General features: G+C 68.9%; 17 protein-coding genes. 15 read left to right on the forward strand and 2 right to left on the reverse strand.

Translation table 11 applies throughout. The features are described from left to right. Positions 1-35 precede the first annotated feature (35 nt). Positions 36-1,640, reverse strand: a complete 1,605-nt coding sequence (locus tag AVKW3434_RS06820) for a methyl-accepting chemotaxis protein (RefSeq protein ID WP_284405263.1) — start codon at positions 1,638-1,640, stop codon at positions 36-38. Between the two features lie 217 nt (positions 1,641-1,857). Between AVKW3434_RS06820 and AVKW3434_RS06825 the strand changes: the two genes are divergently transcribed. Continuing rightward, entirely contained in the window at positions 1,858-3,039 is a 1,182-nt protein-coding gene (locus AVKW3434_RS06825) for a class I SAM-dependent rRNA methyltransferase (protein ID WP_284405264.1), read from the forward strand. A gap of 10 nt (positions 3,040-3,049) precedes the next feature. Here the strand turns inward: AVKW3434_RS06825 and AVKW3434_RS06830 are convergent, their stop codons facing one another. After that, on the reverse strand, positions 3,050-4,354 hold the full coding sequence (locus tag AVKW3434_RS06830) for a sensor domain-containing diguanylate cyclase (RefSeq protein WP_284405265.1): 1,305 nt from the start codon (positions 4,352-4,354) through the stop codon (positions 3,050-3,052). A 208-nt stretch (positions 4,355-4,562) separates the two neighbouring features. On the opposite strand from AVKW3434_RS06830, the gene AVKW3434_RS06835 reads away from it, so the two are divergent. From AVKW3434_RS06835 to ftsW, 14 genes are all read left to right on the forward strand, one after another. After that, a complete protein-coding gene (locus AVKW3434_RS06835) occupies positions 4,563-5,651 on the forward strand; it encodes a CobW family GTP-binding protein (RefSeq protein ID WP_284405266.1) in 1,089 nt (362 codons plus the stop codon). Positions 5,652-5,826: 175 nt separating this feature from the next. Then, positions 5,827-6,564, forward strand: a complete 738-nt coding sequence (dksA, locus tag AVKW3434_RS06840; protein WP_272567197.1) for an RNA polymerase-binding protein DksA — start codon at positions 5,827-5,829, stop codon at positions 6,562-6,564. A 53-nt stretch (positions 6,565-6,617) separates the two neighbouring features. Continuing rightward, positions 6,618-8,351 (forward strand): STAS domain-containing protein, encoded by a 1,734-nt coding sequence (locus AVKW3434_RS06845; RefSeq protein ID WP_284405267.1) that lies wholly within the window; start codon positions 6,618-6,620, stop codon positions 8,349-8,351. Positions 8,352-8,441: 90 nt separating this feature from the next. After that, positions 8,442-8,987 (forward strand): ATP-dependent protease subunit HslV, encoded by a 546-nt coding sequence (hslV, locus tag AVKW3434_RS06850; protein ID WP_272567200.1) that lies wholly within the window; start codon positions 8,442-8,444, stop codon positions 8,985-8,987. An 82-nt stretch (positions 8,988-9,069) separates the two neighbouring features. Next, positions 9,070-10,401 (forward strand): ATP-dependent protease ATPase subunit HslU, encoded by a 1,332-nt coding sequence (gene hslU / locus AVKW3434_RS06855; protein ID WP_284393014.1) that lies wholly within the window; start codon positions 9,070-9,072, stop codon positions 10,399-10,401. Between the two features lie 298 nt (positions 10,402-10,699). Next, positions 10,700-11,128, forward strand: coding sequence for a division/cell wall cluster transcriptional repressor MraZ (gene mraZ, locus AVKW3434_RS06860; protein ID WP_272569587.1), 429 nt, complete (start codon positions 10,700-10,702; stop codon positions 11,126-11,128). Between the two features lie 7 nt (positions 11,129-11,135). Further along, a complete protein-coding gene (gene rsmH / locus AVKW3434_RS06865) occupies positions 11,136-12,065 on the forward strand; it encodes a 16S rRNA (cytosine(1402)-N(4))-methyltransferase RsmH (protein ID WP_284405535.1) in 930 nt (309 codons plus the stop codon). Continuing rightward, complete coding sequence (ftsL, locus tag AVKW3434_RS06870; protein ID WP_284405268.1) at positions 12,062-12,400, forward strand: cell division protein FtsL; 339 nt, start codon at positions 12,062-12,064, stop codon at positions 12,398-12,400. The genes rsmH and ftsL overlap by 4 nt, the downstream gene beginning before the upstream one ends. Beyond that, positions 12,397-14,142, forward strand: coding sequence for a peptidoglycan D,D-transpeptidase FtsI family protein (locus AVKW3434_RS06875; protein ID WP_272567204.1), 1,746 nt, complete (start codon positions 12,397-12,399; stop codon positions 14,140-14,142). The genes ftsL and AVKW3434_RS06875 overlap by 4 nt, the downstream gene beginning before the upstream one ends. Next, entirely contained in the window at positions 14,139-15,644 is a 1,506-nt protein-coding gene (locus tag AVKW3434_RS06880; protein ID WP_284405269.1) for a UDP-N-acetylmuramoyl-L-alanyl-D-glutamate--2,6-diaminopimelate ligase, read from the forward strand. Before AVKW3434_RS06875 ends, AVKW3434_RS06880 begins: the two co-directional genes overlap by 4 nt. Continuing rightward, entirely contained in the window at positions 15,641-17,053 is a 1,413-nt protein-coding gene (locus AVKW3434_RS06885) for a UDP-N-acetylmuramoyl-tripeptide--D-alanyl-D-alanine ligase (protein WP_284405270.1), read from the forward strand. The genes AVKW3434_RS06880 and AVKW3434_RS06885 overlap by 4 nt, the downstream gene beginning before the upstream one ends. Further along, entirely contained in the window at positions 17,044-18,222 is a 1,179-nt protein-coding gene (gene mraY / locus AVKW3434_RS06890) for a phospho-N-acetylmuramoyl-pentapeptide-transferase (RefSeq protein ID WP_284393025.1), read from the forward strand. Before AVKW3434_RS06885 ends, mraY begins: the two co-directional genes overlap by 10 nt. After that, positions 18,219-20,252: a UDP-N-acetylmuramoyl-L-alanine--D-glutamate ligase gene (murD, locus tag AVKW3434_RS06895; protein WP_284405271.1), complete on the forward strand. Its 2,034-nt coding sequence runs from the start codon at positions 18,219-18,221 to the stop codon at positions 20,250-20,252. The genes mraY and murD overlap by 4 nt, the downstream gene beginning before the upstream one ends. Then, the gene (gene ftsW / locus AVKW3434_RS06900) at positions 20,249-21,535 is read left to right on the forward strand and encodes a putative lipid II flippase FtsW (protein WP_284405272.1); all 1,287 of its coding nucleotides are present in this window, start codon (positions 20,249-20,251) and stop codon (positions 21,533-21,535) included. Before murD ends, ftsW begins: the two co-directional genes overlap by 4 nt. The last annotated feature ends 243 nt before the right edge of the window (positions 21,536-21,778 follow it).

The following is a 21,778-nucleotide window of genomic DNA, read 5'->3' on the forward strand; positions in this document are numbered from 1 at the left end:
GGGCCTGGAGGCCGGCGGCCGGCCGCCGGGCGGGATCAGCCGCGCACCAGGCGCCGCGGGATGCGCGGGGCTGCCAGGACGGGGTGCTGGGGCAGCTTGAAGGCCGCCACCGAGGCCAGCAGTTCGCGGGCCCGGCTGCTCAGGGCAGCGGCGGCCGCAGCCATTTCCTCGACCATGGCGGCGTTGTGCTGGGTGGTCTGGTCCATCTGCGTCACGGCGCCGTTGATCTGGTCCACGCCCTCGCTCTGCTCGCGGCTGGCGGCGGTGATCTCGCCGACCAGCCCGCTCAGGCCGCCGATGCTGCTCACCACGCTGCCCATGGTGTGGCCCGCGCGGTCCACCAGGGCCGTGCCCGCGTTCACACGCTCCACGCTGGCGGTGATGAGGCCCTTGATCTCGCCGGCCGCCTGCGCCGCGCGCTGGGCCAGGTGCCGTACCTCGCCCGCCACCACGGCGAAGCCCCGGCCCTGGTTGCCGGCGCGGGCCGCTTCCACGGCGGCGTTCAGCGCCAGGATGTTGGTCTGGAAGGCGATGGCATCGATCACACCGATGATGTCCGCGATCTGGCGGCTGCTGTCGTTGATGCCGCGCATGGTCTGGATCACGTCCGACACCACCGCGCCGCCTTCGCGGGCCACGGCGGACGCGGTCTGCGCCAGCTGGTCGGCCTGCCGCGCGCTGTCGGCGTTGTGGCGCACCGTGGCGCTCAGCTGCTCCATGGACGCCGCCGTCTGCTGCAGCGCGCCGGCCTGGCCCTCGGTGCGCGCCGACAGGTCGCCGTTGCCCTGGGCGATCTGCGCGGCAGCGGCCGAGACGCTCTCGGCGCCCTCGTGGATGGCGGTCACCACGGTGGCGAGGTGGTCGCGCATGTGGCGCAGCTGCGCCATCAGGCTGGTGTCGTCGCCGGGGGCGAGGGCGATGGCCACGGTGAGGTCGCCCTGGGCCACGCTGCGCGCCAGGGCGGCGGCGGTGGCGGGCTCGGCGCCCAGTTCGCGCAGGATGCTGCGCGCCACGAGGTAGCCGAAGCCGAGCGCGGCCAGCACGCCCGCCGCCACGGCCACCACGATCCCCAGGCGGGTGTCGGCAAAGGCCACCTCGGCGGCTTCGTAGTCGGCCTGCGCCGTGTCCAGCTGCACCTGCGTGAGGGACGACAGCACCGTCTGCAGCGGGTCGAGCGCCGGGTACATCTCGCGGGCGGCGAAGGCGGTCAGCCCCGGGATGTCGCCGTCGTGCAGCAGGCCTTCGAGCCGCGCCACCGCCGCATCGGCGGCCAGTTGCAGCGGGCGAAATTGCGCGACCAGCCGGCGCTCCTCGCCGATCAGCGGGGCGGACAGGTAGGCCGACCAATGGGCGTCGATGTCCTTGCGTGCGCTGGCGATCGAGTCGAGGCCCTGGCGGGGCGTCATGGCGCCGTCGCGCACCTTGTGCGCCGTGTCCACGACGTTCACGGCATAGGCGTCCGCCACGATCTTGATCTGCTTGAGCGGCACGACGCGGTCGTGATAGACCGACACGAGTGCGGCATTGGAGCCCGCCATGCCCAGCAGGCCGGCGGTGCCGACGCCGGCGGCGAGCAGGCACAGGAGGGCCAGGAGCAGGGCCAGGCGGGTGGCGACTTTCAAAGGACCGAAGTGCAGCATGTGGTGTTTTCTCCCTGAAATTGTTGGAATGCTTGGTGCTTGGATGTGCGTCTCCTGCCAGGGGGCTGGAGATGGGGTGGATGGTAGGAATCTGTGAGCGGATGTTTCTCAACAATGCTCAAATGTTGCTTTGCGTCCTCCCGGCCCGGCCGCGCGCCACCGGGCCCGCGCCATGGCTTTCGCCGGGGCGGCGCACGGGCATCGCACAATCGCGGGCATGAAAACCCTACGCCTTCGACCCGGCAAAGAGCGCTCCCTGCTGCGCCGCCATCCCTGGATCTTCGAATCGGCCATCGCCAAGGGCGGCGGCGACAGCGGCGAGACCGTGCGCGTGGAATCGCACGAAGGCCAGTTCCTCGCCTGGGCCGCGTTCAGCCCGACCTCGCGAATCCGCGCACGCGTGTGGAGCTTCGACGAAGCCCAGCGCATCGATGCTTCTTTTTTCATAGCGGCATGCCGGCGTTCCATATGCGCCAGAGGCCGATTCGGCATCGAAAGCGATGGCGTGCGCCTGGTGCATGGCGAGTCCGATGGGCTGCCTGGCCTGATCGTGGACCGCTATGGCGACACCCTGGTGGCGCAGTTCACCAGCGCCGGCACCGAGCGCTGGAAGGCCGTGATCGCCGACGCGCTGCTGCAGGAGACCGGGCTGGTGCGCCTCTACGAACGCTCCGATGCCAGCGTGCGCGGGCTGGAAGGGCTGGAGCCCGCCACCGGCTGGCTGCGCGGCGAGGGCGAGACGGGCCTGTCGATCCGCGAACACGGCTGGCGCCTGACGCTGGACATCGCCGAAGGCCACAAGACCGGCTTCTATCTGGACCAGCGCGACAGCCGCAAGCGCTTCGCCGACGCCACGCAGCGCCTGGGCTTTCAGCGCGTGCTCAACTGCTATTGCTACACGGGCGGGTTCACCGTCGCGGCGCTCTCGGGCGGGGCGGGGCACGTGACCTCGATCGATTCGTCCGGCCCGGCGCTGGAGCGCGCCCGGGCGCACGTCGCCCTGAACGGCTTCGAGGCCGGCCGCGCGGATTTCCTCGATGCCGATGTGAACGCCTCGCTGCGGCAGTTCCTCAAGGACGGGCGCACCTTCGACGCCATCGTGCTGGACCCGCCGAAGTTCGCGCCCACCGCCGCGCACGCCGACCGGGCCGCGCGCGCCTACAAAGACATCAACCGCCTGGCGCTGCAGCTGCTGGAGCCGGGCGGCATGCTGTACACCTTCTCGTGCTCGGGCGGCATCAGCGCCGACCTGTTCCACAAGATCGTCGCCTCGGCCGGGGCCGATGCGGGGGTGGACGGCTTCATCCTGGAGCGCCTGGGCGGCGCGCCCGACCACCCCATGACGCTGGAGTTTCCCGAGGGCGAATACCTCAAGGGCCTGGCGGTGATGCGCAAATAGCCGGCCGCGCTCAGCCGCCCGCGCCGAACACCTCGACGCGCCCGCGGCCGTTGTGCTTGGCCCGGTAGCAGGCCACGTCGGCATCGTGCAGCACCACGTCGGGGCTGTCGCTGTGGCTGGAGAAGACGCGCACCCCCACGCTGGCGCCCACGCGGAAGCGGGCGCCTTCGGCGGCGAAGTCCTGCTGGTGGATGGCCTGGACGATCTTCGTCCCCACGGCCTGCGCCTGCTGCGTCTCGCAGGCCTGCAGCACCACGACGAACTCGTCGCCGCCGATGCGCACCAGCGTGTCGGCCATGCGCACCGACTGGCGCAGCAGCACCGCCACCTGGCACAGCACCTGGTCGCCCGCGCCGTGGCCCGCCGCGTCGTTCACGGCCTTGAAACCGTCCAGGTCGATGTACAGCAGGGCATGCGGCCCGGGCTGGCCGGACAGCGTCTGCACGATCGAGTGCAGCCCGCGCCGGTTCTGCAGGCCTGTCAGCGCATCGTGCAGGCTTTCCTCGCGCAATTGGTCCGTCAGCGCGCGCAGTTCGTCCTGGCGCCGCTTGTCGGTGCTGATGTCGGTGTGGAAGGCGCAGGTCTGTCCGTCGGCCATGCGGTTCATGGCCACCCGCACCCAGCGGCCGCCGGGCAGCGGCACCTCGAACGGCACCCCGGCGAAGTTCAGGCTGTCGTGCAGGGCGGCGACGATGTCTTCGGCGCGCGCCGCGTATTCGTCCGGGGCGCAGGCCGATGCCCAATGCTGGCGCACCACCTCGGCGTAGCTGCGCCCGAGCGCCGCCACCTTCGAGGGCAGGCCATACATGGCAAGGAAGTGGTCGCTCGCAAACACGATGCGCCCGTCGCCGCTTTGCACCGAGGCGCCGTCGCCCGCGTGTTCGAGCATCTGCAGCGCATCGCCGGCCGGCCGGTCGGCGGGAGGCGGTGCGGGCGCCTGGGTGGGCATGCGAAGGTTGGCCTCGGCCAGTTCCAGCCAGATGCGCACGCGGTGCCCGTCGCCCATGGAGGACGCCGCCACCCGCAGCCAGCGGCCCCGGTGCTGGAAGACGTAGGGGCGCGTCTGCTGCACGTGCCGCGCGATGCCGTCGGCCACATGGCGCTCCAGGTAGCGCAGGTCGTCCGGGGCCAGGCGCTGGCGGTAGAAGCGGCGCAGGTTGTCCGCGTACGGCTCGCCGGCGTGGACGTGGCCGTCGTGCTCTGGAAAGAAGCGCAGGAAGCTCTGGTTCCACAGCACGGTGCGGTGCTGGTCGTCGAAGACGCACATGGCGATGCCCAGGGAATCGAGCAGCGTGGCGGTCAGGCGGTAGTCCATGGCCAAAACGTATCAAAAAGCTTCTTCGATAGTCACTGTATAGCAGGCCGATGACGGTGTTGCGCTCGATGGGGGTGCTTGACAGCGCCGCTACACTGGATGATGGTCCTGCAGCCGCCTTCGCGGCCGCGCTGCAGAGGCCGGCGCGCCGTGCTTTTTCTTTCTTTCCGCGTTGCGGCACCCGCTGTTTCACCCAAGGCTTTTCTCCATGTCCCTCATTCCCGCCACCATCCTGACCGGCTTCCTGGGCTCGGGCAAGACCACGCTGCTCAAGCGCCTGCTGTCCGAGGCCCACGGCCAGAAGATCGCCGTGATCGAAAACGAATTCGGCGAAGAGAACATCGACAACGACATCCTGGTCACCGAGTCCAAGGAGCAGATCGTGCAGATGAGCAACGGCTGCATCTGCTGCACCATCCGCGAGGACCTGCGCGAGACGCTGCAGCTGCTGGCCGCCAAGAAGCGCAAGGGCCTGCTCGAGTTCGACCGCATCGTGATCGAGACCACGGGCCTGGCCGACCCCGGCCCCGTGGCGCAGACCTTCTTCATGGACGAGGAGATCGCCGAGACCTACCTCATCGACTCCATCATCACCCTGGTGGACGCCAAGCACGCGCCCCAGCAGCTCAACGACCGCCAGGAAGCGCGCCGCCAGGTGGGCTTCGCCGACCAGATCTTCCTGTCCAAGACCGACCTCGTGGGCAAGGAAGAGGCCGACGCGCTGATCCACCGCCTCAAGCACATGAACCCGCGCGCGCCGATCAAGGCCGTGCATTTCGGCGAGGTGCCGCTGGCCGAGGTGCTGGACCTGCGTGGCTTCAACCTGAACGCCAAGCTCGACATCGACCCGGATTTCCTCAAGGAAGACGACCACGGGCATGGCCACGGCCACGACCATGGGCATGACCACCACGATCACGACCACGCGCATGGCGAGCATTGCGACCACCCCTCGCACCAGAACGGCCAGGGGCACGGCCACCACCATCACCACGACGATGACGTCAAGAGCTTCGTCTACCGCTCCGAGCGCCCGTTCGATCCCGCCAAGCTGGAAGACTTCCTGGGCGCCATCGTCAACATCTACGGCCCGCGCATGCTGCGCTACAAGGGTGTGCTGAACATGAAGGGCACCGAGCGCAAGGTGATCTTCCAGGGCGTGCACCAGTTGATGGGCAGCGATCTGGGCCCGCAGTGGGCTGAGGGCGAGCAGCGCCTGAGCAAGATGGTCTTCATCGGCATCGACCTGCCCAAGGACATCTTTCTCCACGGCCTGGGACAGTGCCTGGCCGAGTAGGACAGGACCCCGTTTGGGGCTTGCCGCACCGGCTTGTGTGATATCTGCCACTTTCCAGTTCGCGCCGGGCCCGGATCGATACAATCGCGCCCCGGTAAAACGCCGGAAGGCCTGCTACTGCCCCTGGAGCCGCGTCGCGTGCTCAGGGCCCGCCCCTACTGCGAGGAGACAGGAAGTGAAAGCCGAACCCAGCAAACCCGAGGCGGATGCCAAGGCACCCTCCAGCGGCACCGTCCGCGCGGCCGCCAAGGCGCCCGCCAAGTCCAAAGCCGCCGTGCCGGTGCCTGCCTCCGCGGGGCCTTCGAGCGAACCCGCGCGCAGTCCCCGGCCTTCTTCCCGTTTGGCCCAATTGACCGTACCATCCATGGCACCCGCGGTGGCCTCCACCGCCGCCAAAGCCAGCTATACACACACCATGCCTACGACCCTGCAACCGCAAAATTCCGTCGCGGCCGCCAAGAAAGATCCCAAGCTGGCCGGCAACTGGAAAACCAAGTCCGCCGAAGAGCTGAGCGACGCCGAAGTGCTCGCCATGCCCGACAGCGAGTACATGAACGAAAAGCAGCTGGCGTTCTTCCGCCACAAGCTGGTGCAGCTCAAGCAGGACATGCACAACAACGCCGGTGAAACCACCGAGCACCTGCGCGAAGACACCGTGGTCGTGCCCGATCCCGCCGACCGCGCCACCATCGAAGAAGAGCACGCCCTCGAACTGCGCACGCGCGACCGCGAACGCAAGCTGCTCAAGAAGATCGAGCAATCCATCGGCCGCATCGATGCGGGCGACTACGGCTACTGCGACGAGACGGGCGAGCCCATCGGCGTCGGCCGGCTGCTCGCGCGCCCCACGGCCACGCTGTCGCTGGAAGCGCAGCAGCGCCGCGAACTCAAGCAAAAGATGTTCGGGGACTGACCGGCCGATCCTGTCTTCCCTTTTTGCGCGGCGAGCGACCTGAACCACCATCCATGAGCAAGGAAGAGTCTTCCCCCGGCCTGTTGTCCAAGATGGTTCGGTTCGTCCGCAACCCCACGGTCAACTGGACCGATCTCGATTCGATCGATGCCGACCGCGAAAGCCAGTACAGCAAGCAGATGCTCAAGGAGATGATCGAGCGCAAGCGCCGCAACGATTTCGTGCGGCGCCGGGAGTTCGACCAGTTGCGCAAGCTGCGCAAGCGCGAGGCCCTGCAGGGCCAGCGCACCGAAGACCCGACCGCACGGCCTTCGTTCTTCCAGAGCAGCATGGCATCGCCCGACGACCGGGCCGTCACGCTCAAGAAGATCGACGAGATCGAAGCGCAGATGTCTCAGCAGTGGTGGAAGAGCAAGAACACCCCCACGCCCAGCGAACTGGGTGACTCCGCCGCCTCCGCCACCGATTCCACCATCGCCGCGGCCCACGACCGGGCCTTCGCCCCCACGGCACCCGCCAGCCTGCCTGGCGTGCTGTCGGCGCCGACCGCCGTGCAGCCGCTGTTTTCGGGCGAGAGCCTGCTGCCCTCCGGCGCGCCCGAGGGGGCCGGCGCAGCGCCATCGCCTTCGCAGGCGGTGCCGGCAGCCGCTGCCGCATACGCCCCGCCACCGGCCCCCGAGGTGGCCCCCGCAGAACCGGAGGAATTCGTGCACGAACCCGACCTCGAGGAAGCCGCCATCCGCTTTGCCAATGGCGACCATGCCGGCGCGGAGTCCGGCCTGCTCGAAGTGCTGGCGCAGCACGAGCAGGACGATCCCCAGCAGCAGCTGGAGATCTGGATGACGCTGTTCGATCTGTACCGCGCCATCGGGGAGCACGAGCGCTTCGATGCGCTGGCGATCGACTACGCGGCCCGGTTCAGCCGTTCTGCGCCGCTGTGGTTTTCCATGCCCGAACTGCTGGGCCTGCAGGCGCAGCCCGCGCCGGCCGCCACGGGCTTCGCGCAGCGCGAATTCAGCTGGAACTCGCCGACCACGCTGGCCGCGCAATCGGTGGTGGCGCTGCAGGCGTCGCTCGCCCGCGCCGCCCCGCCCTGGACGCTGACCTGGTCGCGCCTGGCCGCCATCGACGAGGCGGCCGTGCCGCTGCTGGCCAACCTGTTCACGCAGTGGGCGGAGCAGGAGGTGCAGCTGACGTTCTTCGGCGTGGAAGCGCTCAACACGGTGCTGGAAGCCCGCACCCAGTCCGGCGACCGGGATACGTCCCCCGAGTGGTGGCGCCTGCGCATGGCGGCGCTGCGCCTCATGAGCCGACCCGACGAGTTCGAACTCGTGGCACTCGACTACTGCGTGACCTATGAGGTCTCGCCGCCATCGTGGATCTCGCCGCGGTGCAGTTACTCCAGCGACGACGGCGGGGCCCCGGTGCCCGAAGATGCCACGTCCTCCGATTTGCATGCCTCGGGCTACGGCGATCCTTCGTCCATGCCGGCGGGCCTGGAGAGCGCCGAGCCTTCAGCCTCGCTGTCCGGCCACATCGAGGGCGATGCAGTGCCGCTGCTGGCGCCATTCGAGGAGCAGGTGAAGCCCGGCGCGCCGCTGATCATCGCTTGCGACCGCCTGGTGCGCGTGGACTTCGCGGCGGCCGGCTCGGTGCTCAACTGGGCGGCCGAGCAGCAGGCCCACGGCCATGCGGTCCACTTCGTCAACCTGCAGCGGCTGGTGGCGGTGTTCTTCAACGTGATCGGCGTGAACGAACACGCCTGGGTCGTTCCGCGCAAGAACTGACCCTCGGGCGCAGGGCGCTCTTCATGCCCCGTGCAACGCCGTGCGCGGGGGGCGTTGCAAACCGTGCAGGCATCCCCACATGCCAACGCTATGGAACAGTTTCACGGCACCACCATCCTCAGCGTCCGCCGCCAGACGGCGGACGGCATCCAGGTCGCCATCGGCGGCGACGGCCAGGTCACCCTGGGCAACATCGTGGTCAAGGGCACCGCGCGCAAGGTGCGCAAGCTCTACCACGGCAAGGTTCTGGCGGGCTTCGCCGGGGCCACGGCCGATGCGTTCACGCTCTTCGAACGGTTCGAGGCCAAGCTGGAAAAGCACCAGGGCCACCTGACGCGCGCGGCCATCGAACTCACCAAGGACTGGCGCACCGACCGCGTGCTGCGCCGCCTGGAGGCCATGCTGGCCGTGGCCGATACCAGCGCCTCGCTCATCATCACCGGCAACGGCGACGTGCTGGAGCCCGAGCAGGGCATCGTGGCCATCGGATCGGGCGGCGCCTATGCGCACTCGGCGGCCAAGGCGCTGCTGAACCACACCGAGCTCAGCGCGCAGGAAGTGGTCAAGAAGTCGCTGGAGATCGCCGGCGAACTGTGCATCTACACCAACATGAACCACACCATCGAGACGCTCTGAGCGCCCCGGCGGTTACTATTATTTTGATAGCTGTCTGCCCTAGAAGAATATGTGCTGACGGCTGATTTGATTGCAGGTCCCCATGTCGTCCATGACCCCCCAGGAAATCGTCTCCGAACTCGACCACCACATCGTCGGCCAGGCCAGCGCCAAGCGCGCCGTCGCCATCGCGCTGCGCAACCGCTGGCGCCGCCAGCAGGTGGAAGGCAGCCTGCGCCACGAGATCACCCCCAAGAACATCCTCATGATCGGCCCCACCGGCGTGGGCAAGACCGAGATCGCGCGCCGCCTGGCCCGGCTGGCCGATGCGCCCTTCATCAAGGTCGAGGCCACCAAGTTCACCGAGGTGGGCTACGTGGGCAAGGACGTGGACTCCATCGTCCGCGACCTGGTCGAGATGGCCGTCAAGCAGGCGCGCGAGAGCGACATGAAGAAGGGCCGCGCCCGCGCCGAAGACGCGGCCGAGGACCGCATCCTCGACGTGCTGGTGCCGCCCGCGCGGGGCCATGCGGCGGCCGAGGCCGCGCCACCGGCCGACAACACCGCCCGGCAGGTGTTTCGCAAGAAGCTGCGCGAGGGCCAGCTGGACGACAAGGAAATCGAGATCGACGTGGCCGACGCCCGCCCGCAACTGGAGATCATGGGCCCGCAGGGCATGGAAGAGATGGCCGAGCAGCTGCGCGGCATGTTCAGCCAGATGGGCCAGGAAAAGCGCCGCACGCGCAAGCTCAAGATCGCCGAGGCGCTCAAGCTGCTCACCGACGAGGAGGCCGCCAAGCTCGTGAACGAGGACGAGGTGAAGACCCGCGCCGTGCAGAACGCCGAGCAGAACGGCATCGTCTTCATCGACGAGATCGACAAGGTGGCCACCCGGCAGGAATCGAGCGGCTCGGACATCTCGCGCCAGGGCGTGCAGCGCGACCTGCTGCCGCTGGTGGAGGGCACCACCGTGTCCACCAAGTACGGCATGGTCAAGACCGACCACATCCTGTTCATCGCCTCGGGCGCATTCCACCTGAGCAAGCCGAGCGACCTGATCCCCGAGCTGCAGGGGCGCTTTCCGATCCGCGTCGAACTCGAATCGCTGTCCGTGCAGGATTTCGAAGCCATCCTCACGCAGACGCATGCCTCGCTGGTCAAGCAGTACCAGGCCCTGCTGGCCACCGAAGGCGTTACGCTCGAATTCGCGCCCGAGGGCATCACGCGCCTGGCGCACATCGCCTTCGAGGTGAACGAGCGCACCGAGAACATCGGCGCGCGCCGGCTGTCCACGGTGATGGAGCGGCTGCTGGACGAAGTGAGCTTCGATGCCGCCCGTTTGTCCGGCCAGACGGTGGTGGTGGATGCCGCGTACGTGAACGCCCGGCTCGAGTCCTTGAGCCAGGATGAGGATTTGTCGCGCTATATCTTGTAAAAGATTCCGGCGTGTTGCGGGCCCCTGGATTCTTGCCCGGATTCCAGGTTGCCCGATAGCCTTCAGGTATCACTTGCATAGCCTGGGCTAAGTGCTTATTCAGTAAAGCATTTTGGGCGTTCTCCACTGGCACTGTCGGTGCTAAGTCGTTGATTTCATTGCAAAACTTTGTTGCACCTGGCGGGGCTCGGTATTTTTTTCCTGCTACAGTGCAAAAAAGTGCAATTAAGTGGTGAAAAGTGCCCTCGTGCGTCCATTCCGGATGCGCAGGCGCGACAACGAGCTGGGGTTCGATTCCGTGTTTCAAGGGGCGTCATCGCTGAGTCTGGATGCGAAGGGAAGGCTTTCCGTGCCTACCCGGCATCGTGACGTCCTCGCGGCGACCGCCAACAGCCAGCTCACCATCACCAAGCATCCGCACGGCTGCCTCATGGTGTTTCCCCGCCCCGAATGGGAAAAATTCCGCGAACGCATCGCCGAGCTGCCCATGTCCGCCCAGTGGTGGAAGCGCATCTTCCTGGGCAACGCGATGGACGTGGACATGGACGGCACCGGCCGCGTGCTGGTCTCGCCCGAACTGCGGCAGGCCGCCGGCATCACCAAGGACACGATGCTGCTCGGCATGGGCAACCACTTCGAGCTGTGGGACAAGGCCACCTACGAGGCGCAGGAGGCTGTTGCCATGCAGGCCGAGATGCCGGCCGCTTTCCAGGACTTTTCTTTCTGAGGCCATGGTGAACGCACCGCTGCAACACACCACGGTCTTGCTGGGCGAGGCGGTCGACGCCTTGCTGGGCGCCGCCGGCCCCGCGCCCGCCGGCGTGTGGATCGATGCCACCTTCGGCCGTGGCGGGCACTCCCGCAAGATACTGGACCGGCTGGGGCCGGGCGGGGGCCTCGTGGCGTTCGACAAGGACCCCGAGGCCATCGCAGAAGCAGCGCGCATCACCGATGCGCGCTTTTCCATTCGGCATGAAGGATTCCGCCATCTCGCCGAACTGCCCGAGCGCAGCGCCGCGGGCATCCTCATGGACCTGGGCGTGAGTTCGCCCCAGATCGACAGCCCCGATCGGGGCTTCAGCTTTCGTTTCGACGGCCCGCTGGACATGCGCATGGACACCACGCGCGGCGAGAGCGTGGCCGATTGGCTGGCCACGGCCGAGGTCGGGCAGATTGCGGAGGTGATACGTGACTACGGCGAAGAACGGTTTGCTGGCCCCATTGCAAAGGCGATTGTTGCTCGTCGCGAGGAGCGGGGCCCTCTTGCCACCACCGCTGAACTGGCCCAACTCGTGGCTGGCTCGGTCAAGACCCGCGAAGCAGGCCAGAACCCTGCAACGCGCACATTTCAGGCTCTTCGGATTTTCATCAACGCCGAGCTTGAAGAGCTGCAACAGGCGCTAGAGGCCAGCCTGCGGGTGCTCGCACCCGGTGGCCGGCTGGTGGTGATCAGCTTCCATTCGCTGGAAGACCGCATCGTCAAGCAGTTCATCGCCCAGCATTCCAAGGAGGTCTTCGACCGCCGCGCGCCGTTCGCGCAGCCGCAGCCCATGCGGCTCAAGGCGCTGGACCGCATCAAGCCCACTGCGGCCGAGATCGAGGCCAATCCCCGCTCCCGCAGCGCGGTGATGCGCGTGGCCGAGCGCACGGAGGTGCAGTCATGACGCGCCTGAGCCTGGTGCTGCTGCTGGGGGTGATGGTGAGCGCGCTGTACCTCGTGCACATGCAGTACGAGTCGCGGCGCCTGTTCACCGAACTGGACCGCGCGGTGGCCGAGTCGCGCCGCCTGGAGACCGAACACCAGCGCCTGCAGGTCGAAAAGCGCGCCCAGGCGACGCCGCTGCGGGTGGAAAAGCTCGCCCGCGACCGCCTGCAGATGCGCACGGCCACACCGGCCATCACGCAGTACGTCGCCGACGACGGCACGCCCGTGGTCACGGCCGCCACGGCGGCTCCGGTGCCGGCCACGCCGGGTGGCGCAGGGAGCGTGCGCCGATGAGCCGCAGCGTCAACTACACCTCCAGCCCGCTGCTGGCCAGCAAGACGCCTGTCTGGCGCAGCAAGTTCATCGTCGCCATGGTGGCGCTGGGCTTCGTGGGCCTGGGTGCCCGCGCGGCCTACGTGCAGGTGTTCGGCAATGCGTTCTTCCAGCGGCAGGGCGAGGTGCGCTTCGCCCGCACGCTGGAGCTGCCCGCCAACCGGGGCCGCATCCTGGACCGCAACGGGCTGATCCTGGCCTCCAGCGTGCCGGCGGCCAGCATCTGGGCCATTCCGGAAGACGTGGAGCAGGACAAGCCCGAGGTGCGTGAAAAGCTCCAGCAACTGGCCAAGCTGCTGGAGATGCCGCTGCCCGCGCTCAAGACCAAGCTCGCGGACGAGGACAAGACCTTCGTCTGGATCAAGCGCCAGCTCGACTGGGAGGTCGGCCAGCAGATCGCCGCCCTCGACATCAAGGGCATCTACCAGCGCAAGGAATACAAGCGCCAGTACCCCGAAGGCGAATCGGCCGCGCACGTGGTGGGTTTCACCAACGTGGAAGACCATGGCCAGGAGGGCATGGAGCTGGCCTTCGACCAGCAGCTGGCCGGCAAGGCCGGCTCGCGCCGCGTCATCAAGGACCGCCTGGGCCGCGTGGTGGAGGGCGTGGGCGCCGAGGTGCCACCGGTGGACGGGCAGGACATGCAGCTGTCCATCGACAGCAAGGTGCAGTTCTTCGCCTACCAGAAGCTGCGCGACCAGGTGGCGCTGCACAAGGCCAAGGCCGGCAGCGTGGTGGTGATCGACGCGCACACGGGCGAGCTGCTGGCGCTGGCCAACTACCCGAGCTACGTGCCCGACAAGCGCCAGAACCTCACTGGCGAGCAGCTGCGCAACCGCGCGCTCACCGACGTGTTCGAGCCCGGCTCCACCATGAAGCCGTTCACCATCGGCCTGGCGCTGGAGACCGGGCGCGTGCGCCCGGAAACCATCGTGGACACCAACCCCGGCCGCGTCACCATCACGGGCTCGACCATCTCCGACACGCACAACTACGGCGTGCTCACGGTGGAAGGCGTGATCCAGAAATCCAGCAACGTGGGCACCACCAAGATCGCCATGCAGATGCCGGCGCGCGAGATGTGGGAGACCTTTTCGGCGGCCGGTTTCGGTCAGAAGCCGCAGATCCACTTCCCCGGCGTGGTGAGCGGCCGCCTGCGGCCCTACAAGACCTGGCGCCCGGTGGAGCAGGCCACCATGTCCTACGGCTACGGCCTGTCGGCCAGCCTGCTGCAGATGGCGCGCTCGTACACGGTGTTCGCCAACGGCGGCCAGATCATTCCCGCCACTATGCTCAAGTCGAGCACGCCGGCGGTCGGCGTGCCCGTGTTCTCCGAGCGCACGGCCGACCAGGTGCGCAAGATGCTGCAGATGGCCGCGGGCCCCGGCGGCACGGGCCAGCAGGCGCAGACCGTAGGCTACTCGGTGGGCGGAAAATCCGGCACCGCGCGCAAGCAGGTCGGCAAGAGCTATGCCTCGGGCAAGTACCGGGCGTGGTTCACAGGCATGGCCCCGATCGACAAGCCGCGCATCATCGTCGCGGTGATGATCGACGAGCCCAGCAACGGCGTGTTCTACGGCGGCGCGGTGGCCGCGCCGGTGTTCAGCGCCGTGGTGCAGCAGACCCTTCGCATGATGGGCGTGCAGCCCGACATGGCCGTCAAGCCTCAGATCGTGGCCAACACCGTGGAGGAATCGCTATGACGACGACCCCGCTGCTCACTTCGGTGCACGACGCCGTGCAATGGCTGGCCGCCCGGGTGACCGGTACGCTGCAGACCGACAGCCGGCTGATCCAGCCCGGCGACGGCTTCATCGCCTGGCCGGGCGCCGCCACCGATGGCCGCGCCCATGTGGGCGACGCGCTCGCGCGTGGCGCCATGGCCTGCCTGGTCGAGCACGAAGGCATCGAGGCCTTCCATTTCGCCGACGCGCCGGTGGTCGCGCTGCGCGGGCTCAAGGCCATCACCGGAACGCTGGCGGCCGAGTGGTTCGGCCACCCCACGCAGTCGATCGACGTGCTGGCCGTGACCGGCACCAACGGCAAGACCAGCGTCAGCTGGTGGTTGGCCGATGCGCTCAACCTGCTGGCGCGCAACGAACTGGCGGCGCCTGGCGGCTGCGCGCTGATCGGCACGCTGGGCGCCGGCGTGCCGCCCGCGCTCGAATCCACCGGCCTCACCACGCCGGACCCGGTGCGCCTGCAGCGCGCCTTTGCCCATTTCGCCAAAGAAGGCCATGTGGCCTGCGCGATCGAGGCGTCGTCCATCGGGCTGGCGGAGCACCGCCTGACCGGCACCCGGGTGCGGGCGGCCCTGTTCACCAATTTCACCCAGGACCACCTGGACTACCACCCGAGCATGGCCGCCTACTGGCAGGCCAAGAGCACCCTGTTCGACTGGCCCGGGCTGCAGATCGCCGTGGTCAACATCGACGACCGGCGCGGCGCCGAACTGCACGAGACGCTGTCCCAGCAGCCGCTGGACCTGTGGAGCGTCTCCCTGCAGGGGCCCGCACGGCTCCAGGCCCGGGACATCGCCTGGGGCGATGGCGGCCTGTCGTTCACCGTGGCCGAAGGCGCGCAAAGCCATGTGCTGCAGACGCGGCTCATCGGCCACTACAACGTGGGCAACCTGCTGCTCGTGATGGCCACGCTGCGGGCGCTGGGCTTGCCGCTGGAGCATGCGCTCTACGCCTGCGCGCAGCTGTCGCCGGTACCGGGCCGCATGGAGCAGATCCATGTGCTGCACCAGCCCCTGGTCGCCGTGGACTATGCCCATACGCCCGATGCGCTCGACCAGGCGCTGCAGGCGCTGCGCCCCATCGCGGCGGAGCGCGGCGGACGGCTGTGGTGCGTGTTCGGCTGCGGCGGCAGTCGCGACCGCACCAAGCGGCCCCTGATGGGCGCGGTCGCGCAGCAGCGGGCCGATGCGGTCATCGTCACCAGCGACAACCCGCGCGGCGAAGTGCCGGCGGACATCGTTCACGAAATCCTGCAGGGCACCGTGGCCGGGCGCACCGTGCGCGCCGAGGTGGACCGCGCCGCAGCGATCGCGCTGGCGTTGTCCGAGGCCGGGCCGCGTGACGTGGTGCTGATCGCCGGCAAGGGCCACGAGGACTACCAGGAGGTGGCGGGCGAGCGCCGGCCGTTCTCCGACATGGCCCACGCCCAGGCCGGCCTGGCCGCCCGGGGAGGTCGCGCATGATGACGCTGCAGCAGGCGCTGGGGTTCATCCAGGCACGCGTGCCCACGGCCCGGCTGGTGGGCGAGGGCGCGCTGCCGCTGTCCCGCGTGCACACCGACACGCGCACGCTGCAGGCGGGCGATTTGTTCGTGGCGCTCAAAGGCGAGCGCTACGACGCCAATGCCTTTCTGGCCGATGCGCGCACGGCCGGCGCCGCTGCGGCCGTGGCCCACGGCGGCCTGGAGGCCGCGGGCCTGCCCGGCATCGAGGTGCCCGATACGCTCGCGGCGCTCGGTGCCCTGGCCGCTGGCTGGCGTGCCCAGTTCCGGCTGCCGCTGATCGGGGTGACCGGCAGCAACGGCAAGACCACCGTCACGCAGATGATCGCGGCGGTGCTGCAGGCCTGGAAGGGCCCTGCGGCCTTTGCGACGCAAGGCAACTTCAACAACGACATCGGCGTGCCGCTGATGCTGCTGCGGCTCAACGCGGCGCACGAGGCGGCGGTGATCGAGCTGGGCATGAACCATCCGGGCGAGATCGCGTACCTGGCCGACCTGGCCCGCCCCACGGTAGCCCTCGTCAACAACGCGCAGCGCGAGCACCTGGAGTTCATGCACACGGTGCAGGCCGTGGCCGAAGAGAACGGCTCCTGCCTCTCGGCCCTGCCCGCCGATGGCGTGGCCGTGTTCCCGGCGGGCGATGCCTACACCGCGCTGTGGCGGCAACTGGCTGCGGGGCGCCGATGCATCACCTTCGGCGCGGACGGTGCCGACGTGCGCTGCACCGCCGCACAGTGGGAGGGCAGCGCCTGGCGCATCCGCATCGACACGCCGCAGGGCGGCTTCGATGCCACGCTGCGCGTTGCCGGCATGCACAACGTGACCAACGCCCTGGCCGCCACGGCCTGCGCGTTGGCGGCTGGTGCGCCGCTCGACGCCGTGGCGCGCGGGCTCTCGGCCTTCGTGCCGGTCAAGGGGCGCTCGCGCGCCTTCAGCGTGCCGCAGGCCGGGCGCGTCGTCACGGCGGTGGACGACACCTACAACGCCAACCCCGATTCCATGCGCGCCGCCATCGACGTGCTGGCCGGCCTGCCCGGCCCGCAACTGCTGGTGCTGGGCGACATGGGCGAGGTGGGCGAGCAAGGGCCGCAGTTCCACGCCGAGGCGGGCGCCCAGGCGCGTGCCAGCGGCATCAGCAGGCTGTTCGCGCTGGGCGCGCTCAGCACTCACGCCGCGCAGGCCTACGGGCCGGACGCGCGGCATTTCGACGACATGGCATCGCTGCTCGCAGCGGTGCAGCAAGCCCTGCCCCAGGTGGGCAGCGTGCTGGTGAAGGGATCTCGGTTCATGAAGATGGAGCAGGTGGTGCAGGTGCTGGAAGCCCGTGCGGACACGACGAAGAACGCACGCGGGGGCGCCACATGCTGCTGATACTGTCGCAATGGCTGCAGGGCCTGTCGCCGGAATTCGGGTTCTTCCGCGTCTTCCAGTACCTCACGTTCCGTGCGGTGATGGCGGCGCTCACGGCGCTGGTGATCGGGCTGGCGGCGGGGCCGAAGGTGATCCGCATGCTCACCTCGCTCAAGATCGGCCAGCCCATCCGCGGCTATGCGATGGAATCGCACCTGTCCAAGAGCGGCACGCCGACCATGGGGGGCGTGCTGATCCTGGGCTCGATCGCCATCTCCACGCTGCTGTGGTTCGACCTGTCCAACCGTTTCGTGTGGATCGTGCTGGCCGTGACCCTGGGCTTCGGCGCCATCGGCTGGGTGGACGACTGGCGCAAGGTGGTGCGCAAGGACCCCGAAGGCATGCGCTCGCGCGAGAAGTATTTCTGGCAGTCCGTCATCGGCCTGCTGGCGGCTCTCTACCTGGTGTTCAGCATTTCCGAGAACTCCAATTCGCGCGTGTTCGAACTGTTCATCACCTGGGTGCAATCCGGCTTCTCGCTGGACCTGCCGCCGCAGGCCGGGCTGCTGGTGCCGTTCTTCAAGGAGGTGAGCTACCCGCTGGGCGTGCTGGGCTTCGTGATCCTGACCTACCTCGTGATCGTGGGATCAAGCAACGCGGTCAACCTGACCGACGGCCTCGATGGCCTGGCGATCATGCCGGTCGTCATGGTGGGCTCGGCGCTGGGGCTGTTCGCCTACGTGGCCGGCAGCACGGTGTACTCCAAGTACCTGCTGTTCCCGCACATCGCGGGCGCGGGCGAGTTGCTGATCTTCTGCTCGGCCATGGCCGGCGCGGGCCTGGCCTTCCTGTGGTTCAACACCCATCCGGCCCAGGTGTTCATGGGCGACGTGGGCGCGCTGGCGCTGGGCGGCGCCCTGGGCACCATCGCCGTCATCGTGCGCCAGGAGATCGTGCTGGCCATCATGGGCGGGATTTTCGTGGTCGAGGCGCTTTCGGTGATGCTGCAGGTGGCCTGGTTCAAGTACACCAAGAAGCGCTACGGCCAGGGGCGGCGGCTGCTCAAGATGGCACCGCTGCACCACCATTTCGAGAAAAGCGGCTGGAAGGAGACGCAGGTGGTCGTGCGCTTCTGGATCATCACCATGCTGCTGTGCCTCATCGGCCTGACCACGCTGAAACTGCGATGAACCCGCACGACCCCCTTCTTCCTGGCGAGGCGCCAGGCCTGCCGCAGGGTGCCGATGGCCCCGGCGAGGGGGAGGGCGCGCCCAGGGTTTCGCCGTCCGGGGTGGCGCCGGTGCAGGGCGTGGAAGCCATGCCGCCGAGCCCCGACGCACCCGGCGCCACCGATGTGGCCGACGTGCCCCGCGTGGCCGAAAGCGTGGCGCTGGCGCCGCAGGACGCATCCTCCGCACCGGCCCCCGCGAACGACGCGACGGCGCAGGCGATCGCCGGCATGACCGCGCCCGCGGTGTCCGCCGCTGCGGCGGCGGCCGCGTTCGTGGCGCAGATCTTCGCAGACGTGGGCTCGCCCGAGTCCGCCACCGCGGCCGGTCCGCGCGATCCGGGCGCGGCGCCATCCCCCGATGACGCGGCCCCGGCCGACGGCGCCGCCGGCCCGGTGGCCGGCCCCACGCCGGTGCCGGCCGGCTGGCCGGGCGAGGGCGCTGCGCTGCTGCAGGGCCAGGACATTCTCATTCTCGGCCTGGGCGCTTCCGGGCTGGCCATGGCCCGCTGGTGCGTGCGCTGCGGCGCACAGGTGACGGTGGCCGACACGCGCGAGGCGCCTCCGCAGCGCGGCACGCTGCATGCCGAACTGCCCCAGGTGCGTTTCGTGGCCGGTGCGTTCGACGCCTCCCTGCTCGAAGGGCGCACGCCGCAGGCCATCTACCGCTCGCCCGGCCTGCGTCCCGACACGCTGGCCGCCCTGTCGTCCGAGGCCCGGGCGCGCGGCATCCGCATGGAGGGCGAGCTCGCCCTGTACGCCATGGCGCTGCGCGAGTTGCGCGCCGCGCACGGCTACGCCCCGGCGGTGGTGGCCGTGAGCGGCACCAACGGCAAGACCACGGTGACTTCGCTCACCGGCCAGCTCGTGGACTGCGCCGGCAAGACCGTGGCCGTGGCCGGCAACATCGGCCCCACGCTGCTGGACACGCTGGGCCAGCACATCGATGCGGGCACCCTGCCCGAGGTGTGGGTGCTGGAGCTGTCCAGCTTCCAGCTCGACGGCGTGGCGGGCTTCGAGCCCACGGCCGCGGCCGTCCTCAACATCAGCCAGGACCACCTGGACTGGCACGGCAGCCTCGCCGCCTATGCGGCCGCCAAGGCGCGCATCTTCGGCGAGAGCGGCCTGATGGTGCTCAACCGCGAAGACCCCGAGGTCATGGGCATGCTGCCCGATGCCGGGCCAGCGCGCAGCACGGCCAGGCCGGCGGCCGGGCGCTCGAAGGCCCCGAAGGTGCAGGTGCGCCCCCATGTCACGTTCGGCGGCGACATGCCCCAGCGCCCGGGCGATTTCGGCCTGGAGGTCGTCAATGGCATGGCCTGGCTCGTGCGGGCCCAGGAGGCCGACGAAACCGCCCGCCGTTCGCGTGCACAGGAAGAAGAGCTGCACATCCAGCGCCTGATGCCCGCCGATGCGCTGCGCATCCGCGGCCGCCACAACGCCGTGAACGCGCTCGCCGCGCTGGCGCTCGCGCAGGCCGCCGGCTGCGCGCTGGGCCCCATGCTGTACGGCCTGCGCGAATACCGCGGCGAGCCGCACCGCGTGGAGGCCGTGGGGCTCATCGGCGATGTGGAGTATTTCGATGACAGCAAGGGCACGAACGTGGGCGCCACGGTGGCGGCTCTCACCGGCCTGGGCGCGGAGCGCCGGCTGGTCGTCATCCTGGGCGGCGACGGCAAGGGGCAGGACTTCTCGCCGCTGGCCGCGCCCGTCTCGCGCTATGCCCGCGCGGTGGTGCTGATCGGCCGCGACGCACCCCAGATCCGCGCCGCGCTCAAAGACGCGGGCGTGGCCCTGCTGGACGCACCGACGCTGCCGCAGGCGGTGGACCTGGCCACGCAGCGCGCCCATGCCGGTGATGCGGTGCTGATGTCGCCCGCCTGTGCCAGTTTCGATATGTTCAACGATTACGAGCACCGCGCCCGCGTGTTTTGCGAAGCCGTGCAAGCGCTTGCGAACGATCGCGGCCAGGACCTGGAGGGCTCCGCATGAGCACCGCACCCGCATCCCCCGGCCTGCTGCAGCGCCTGACCGGAAAGTTCGGCGGCTGGTTCGGTGGCCTGCCCGCCAAGCCCGCCGACGTGCTGCCGGTGCGCGTGGGCGGCACCGAATACCGCCAGACCACGACCACGCCGGCCAGCGTGCTCGGCTTCGACCAGGCCCTCCTGTGGGTCGTGGTGGCGCTGCTCGCCTGGGGACTGGTGATGGTGTATTCCGCGTCCATCGCCATGCCGGACAACCCGCGCTTCGGTAAGATCGCGCCCACCCATTTCCTGGTGCGCCACATCATGGCGCTGGTGATGGCCTTCGTTGCGGCCCTGCTGGCGTTCCAGATTCCCATGTCCACCTGGGAACGCGTGGCACCGTGGCTGTTCGTGCTGTCGATCGCTTTGCTCATCGCGGTGCTGATCCCGCACGTGGGCACGGTGGTCAACGGCGCGCGGCGCTGGCTCTCGCTGGGGGTCATGAACTTCCAGCCGTCGGAGCTGGCGAAGTTCGCCGTGCTCATCTACGCCTCGGACTACATGGTGCGCAAGATGGAGGTCAAGGAGCGCTTCTTCCGCGCCGTGCTGCCCATGGGCGCGGCCGTGGCCGTGGTGGGCGCGCTGCTGCTGGCCGAGCCCGACATGGGCGCCTTCATGGTGATCGCCGTGATCGCCATGGGCATCCTGTTCTTGGGCGGCGTGAACGCCCGCATGTTCTTCCTGATCGCCGCCGTGCTGGTGGGCGCCTTCGCGCTCATGGTGATGATGAGCGACTGGCGGCGCGAGCGCATCTTCGCGTACCTCGATCCCTGGAGCGAAAAGCACGCGCTGGGCAAGGGCTACCAGCTGTCGCACTCGCTGATCGCCATCGGCCGCGGCGAGATCTTCGGCGTCGGGCTGGGCGGCAGCGTGGAAAAGCTGCACTGGCTGCCCGAGGCGCACACCGACTTCCTGCTCGCGGTGATCGGCGAGGAGTTCGGCCTGGTCGGCGTGCTCATCCTTATCATGCTCTTCCTGTGGATGACCCGCCGCATCATGCACATCGGCCGCCAGGCCATCGCGCTGGACCGCGTGTTCGCCGGCCTGGTGGCGCAGGGCGTGGCCATCTGGATGGGCTTTCAGGCCTTCATCAACATGGGCGTGAACCTGGGCGCGCTGCCGACCAAGGGGCTGACCCTGCCGCTGATGAGCTTCGGGGGCTCCGCCATCCTGATGAATCTGGTGGCCATCGCCGTGGTGCTTCGGGTTGACTATGAAAACAAGCACCTCATGCGCGGAGGCCGCGTATGAGGTGCTTGTTTCAACAAAACGGGCACCGCATGGCGTCAGCCATGCCGGGCGCGCAGCGCGCGATGCGCGGAGGCCGCGTATGAGGTGCTTGTTTCAACAAAACGGGCACCGCATGGCGTCAGCCATGCCGGGCGCGCAGCGCGCGATGCGCGGAGGCCGCGTATGAGGTGCTTGTTTCAACAAAACAGGCACTGCATGGCGCCAGCCATGCCGGGCGCGCAGCGCACGGTGCGGGGTGGACGC

The sequence above is a fragment of the Acidovorax sp. SUPP3434 genome (genome assembly GCF_030159015.1).
In the GTDB taxonomy this organism is placed as follows: domain Bacteria; phylum Pseudomonadota; class Gammaproteobacteria; order Burkholderiales; family Burkholderiaceae_C; genus Paracidovorax.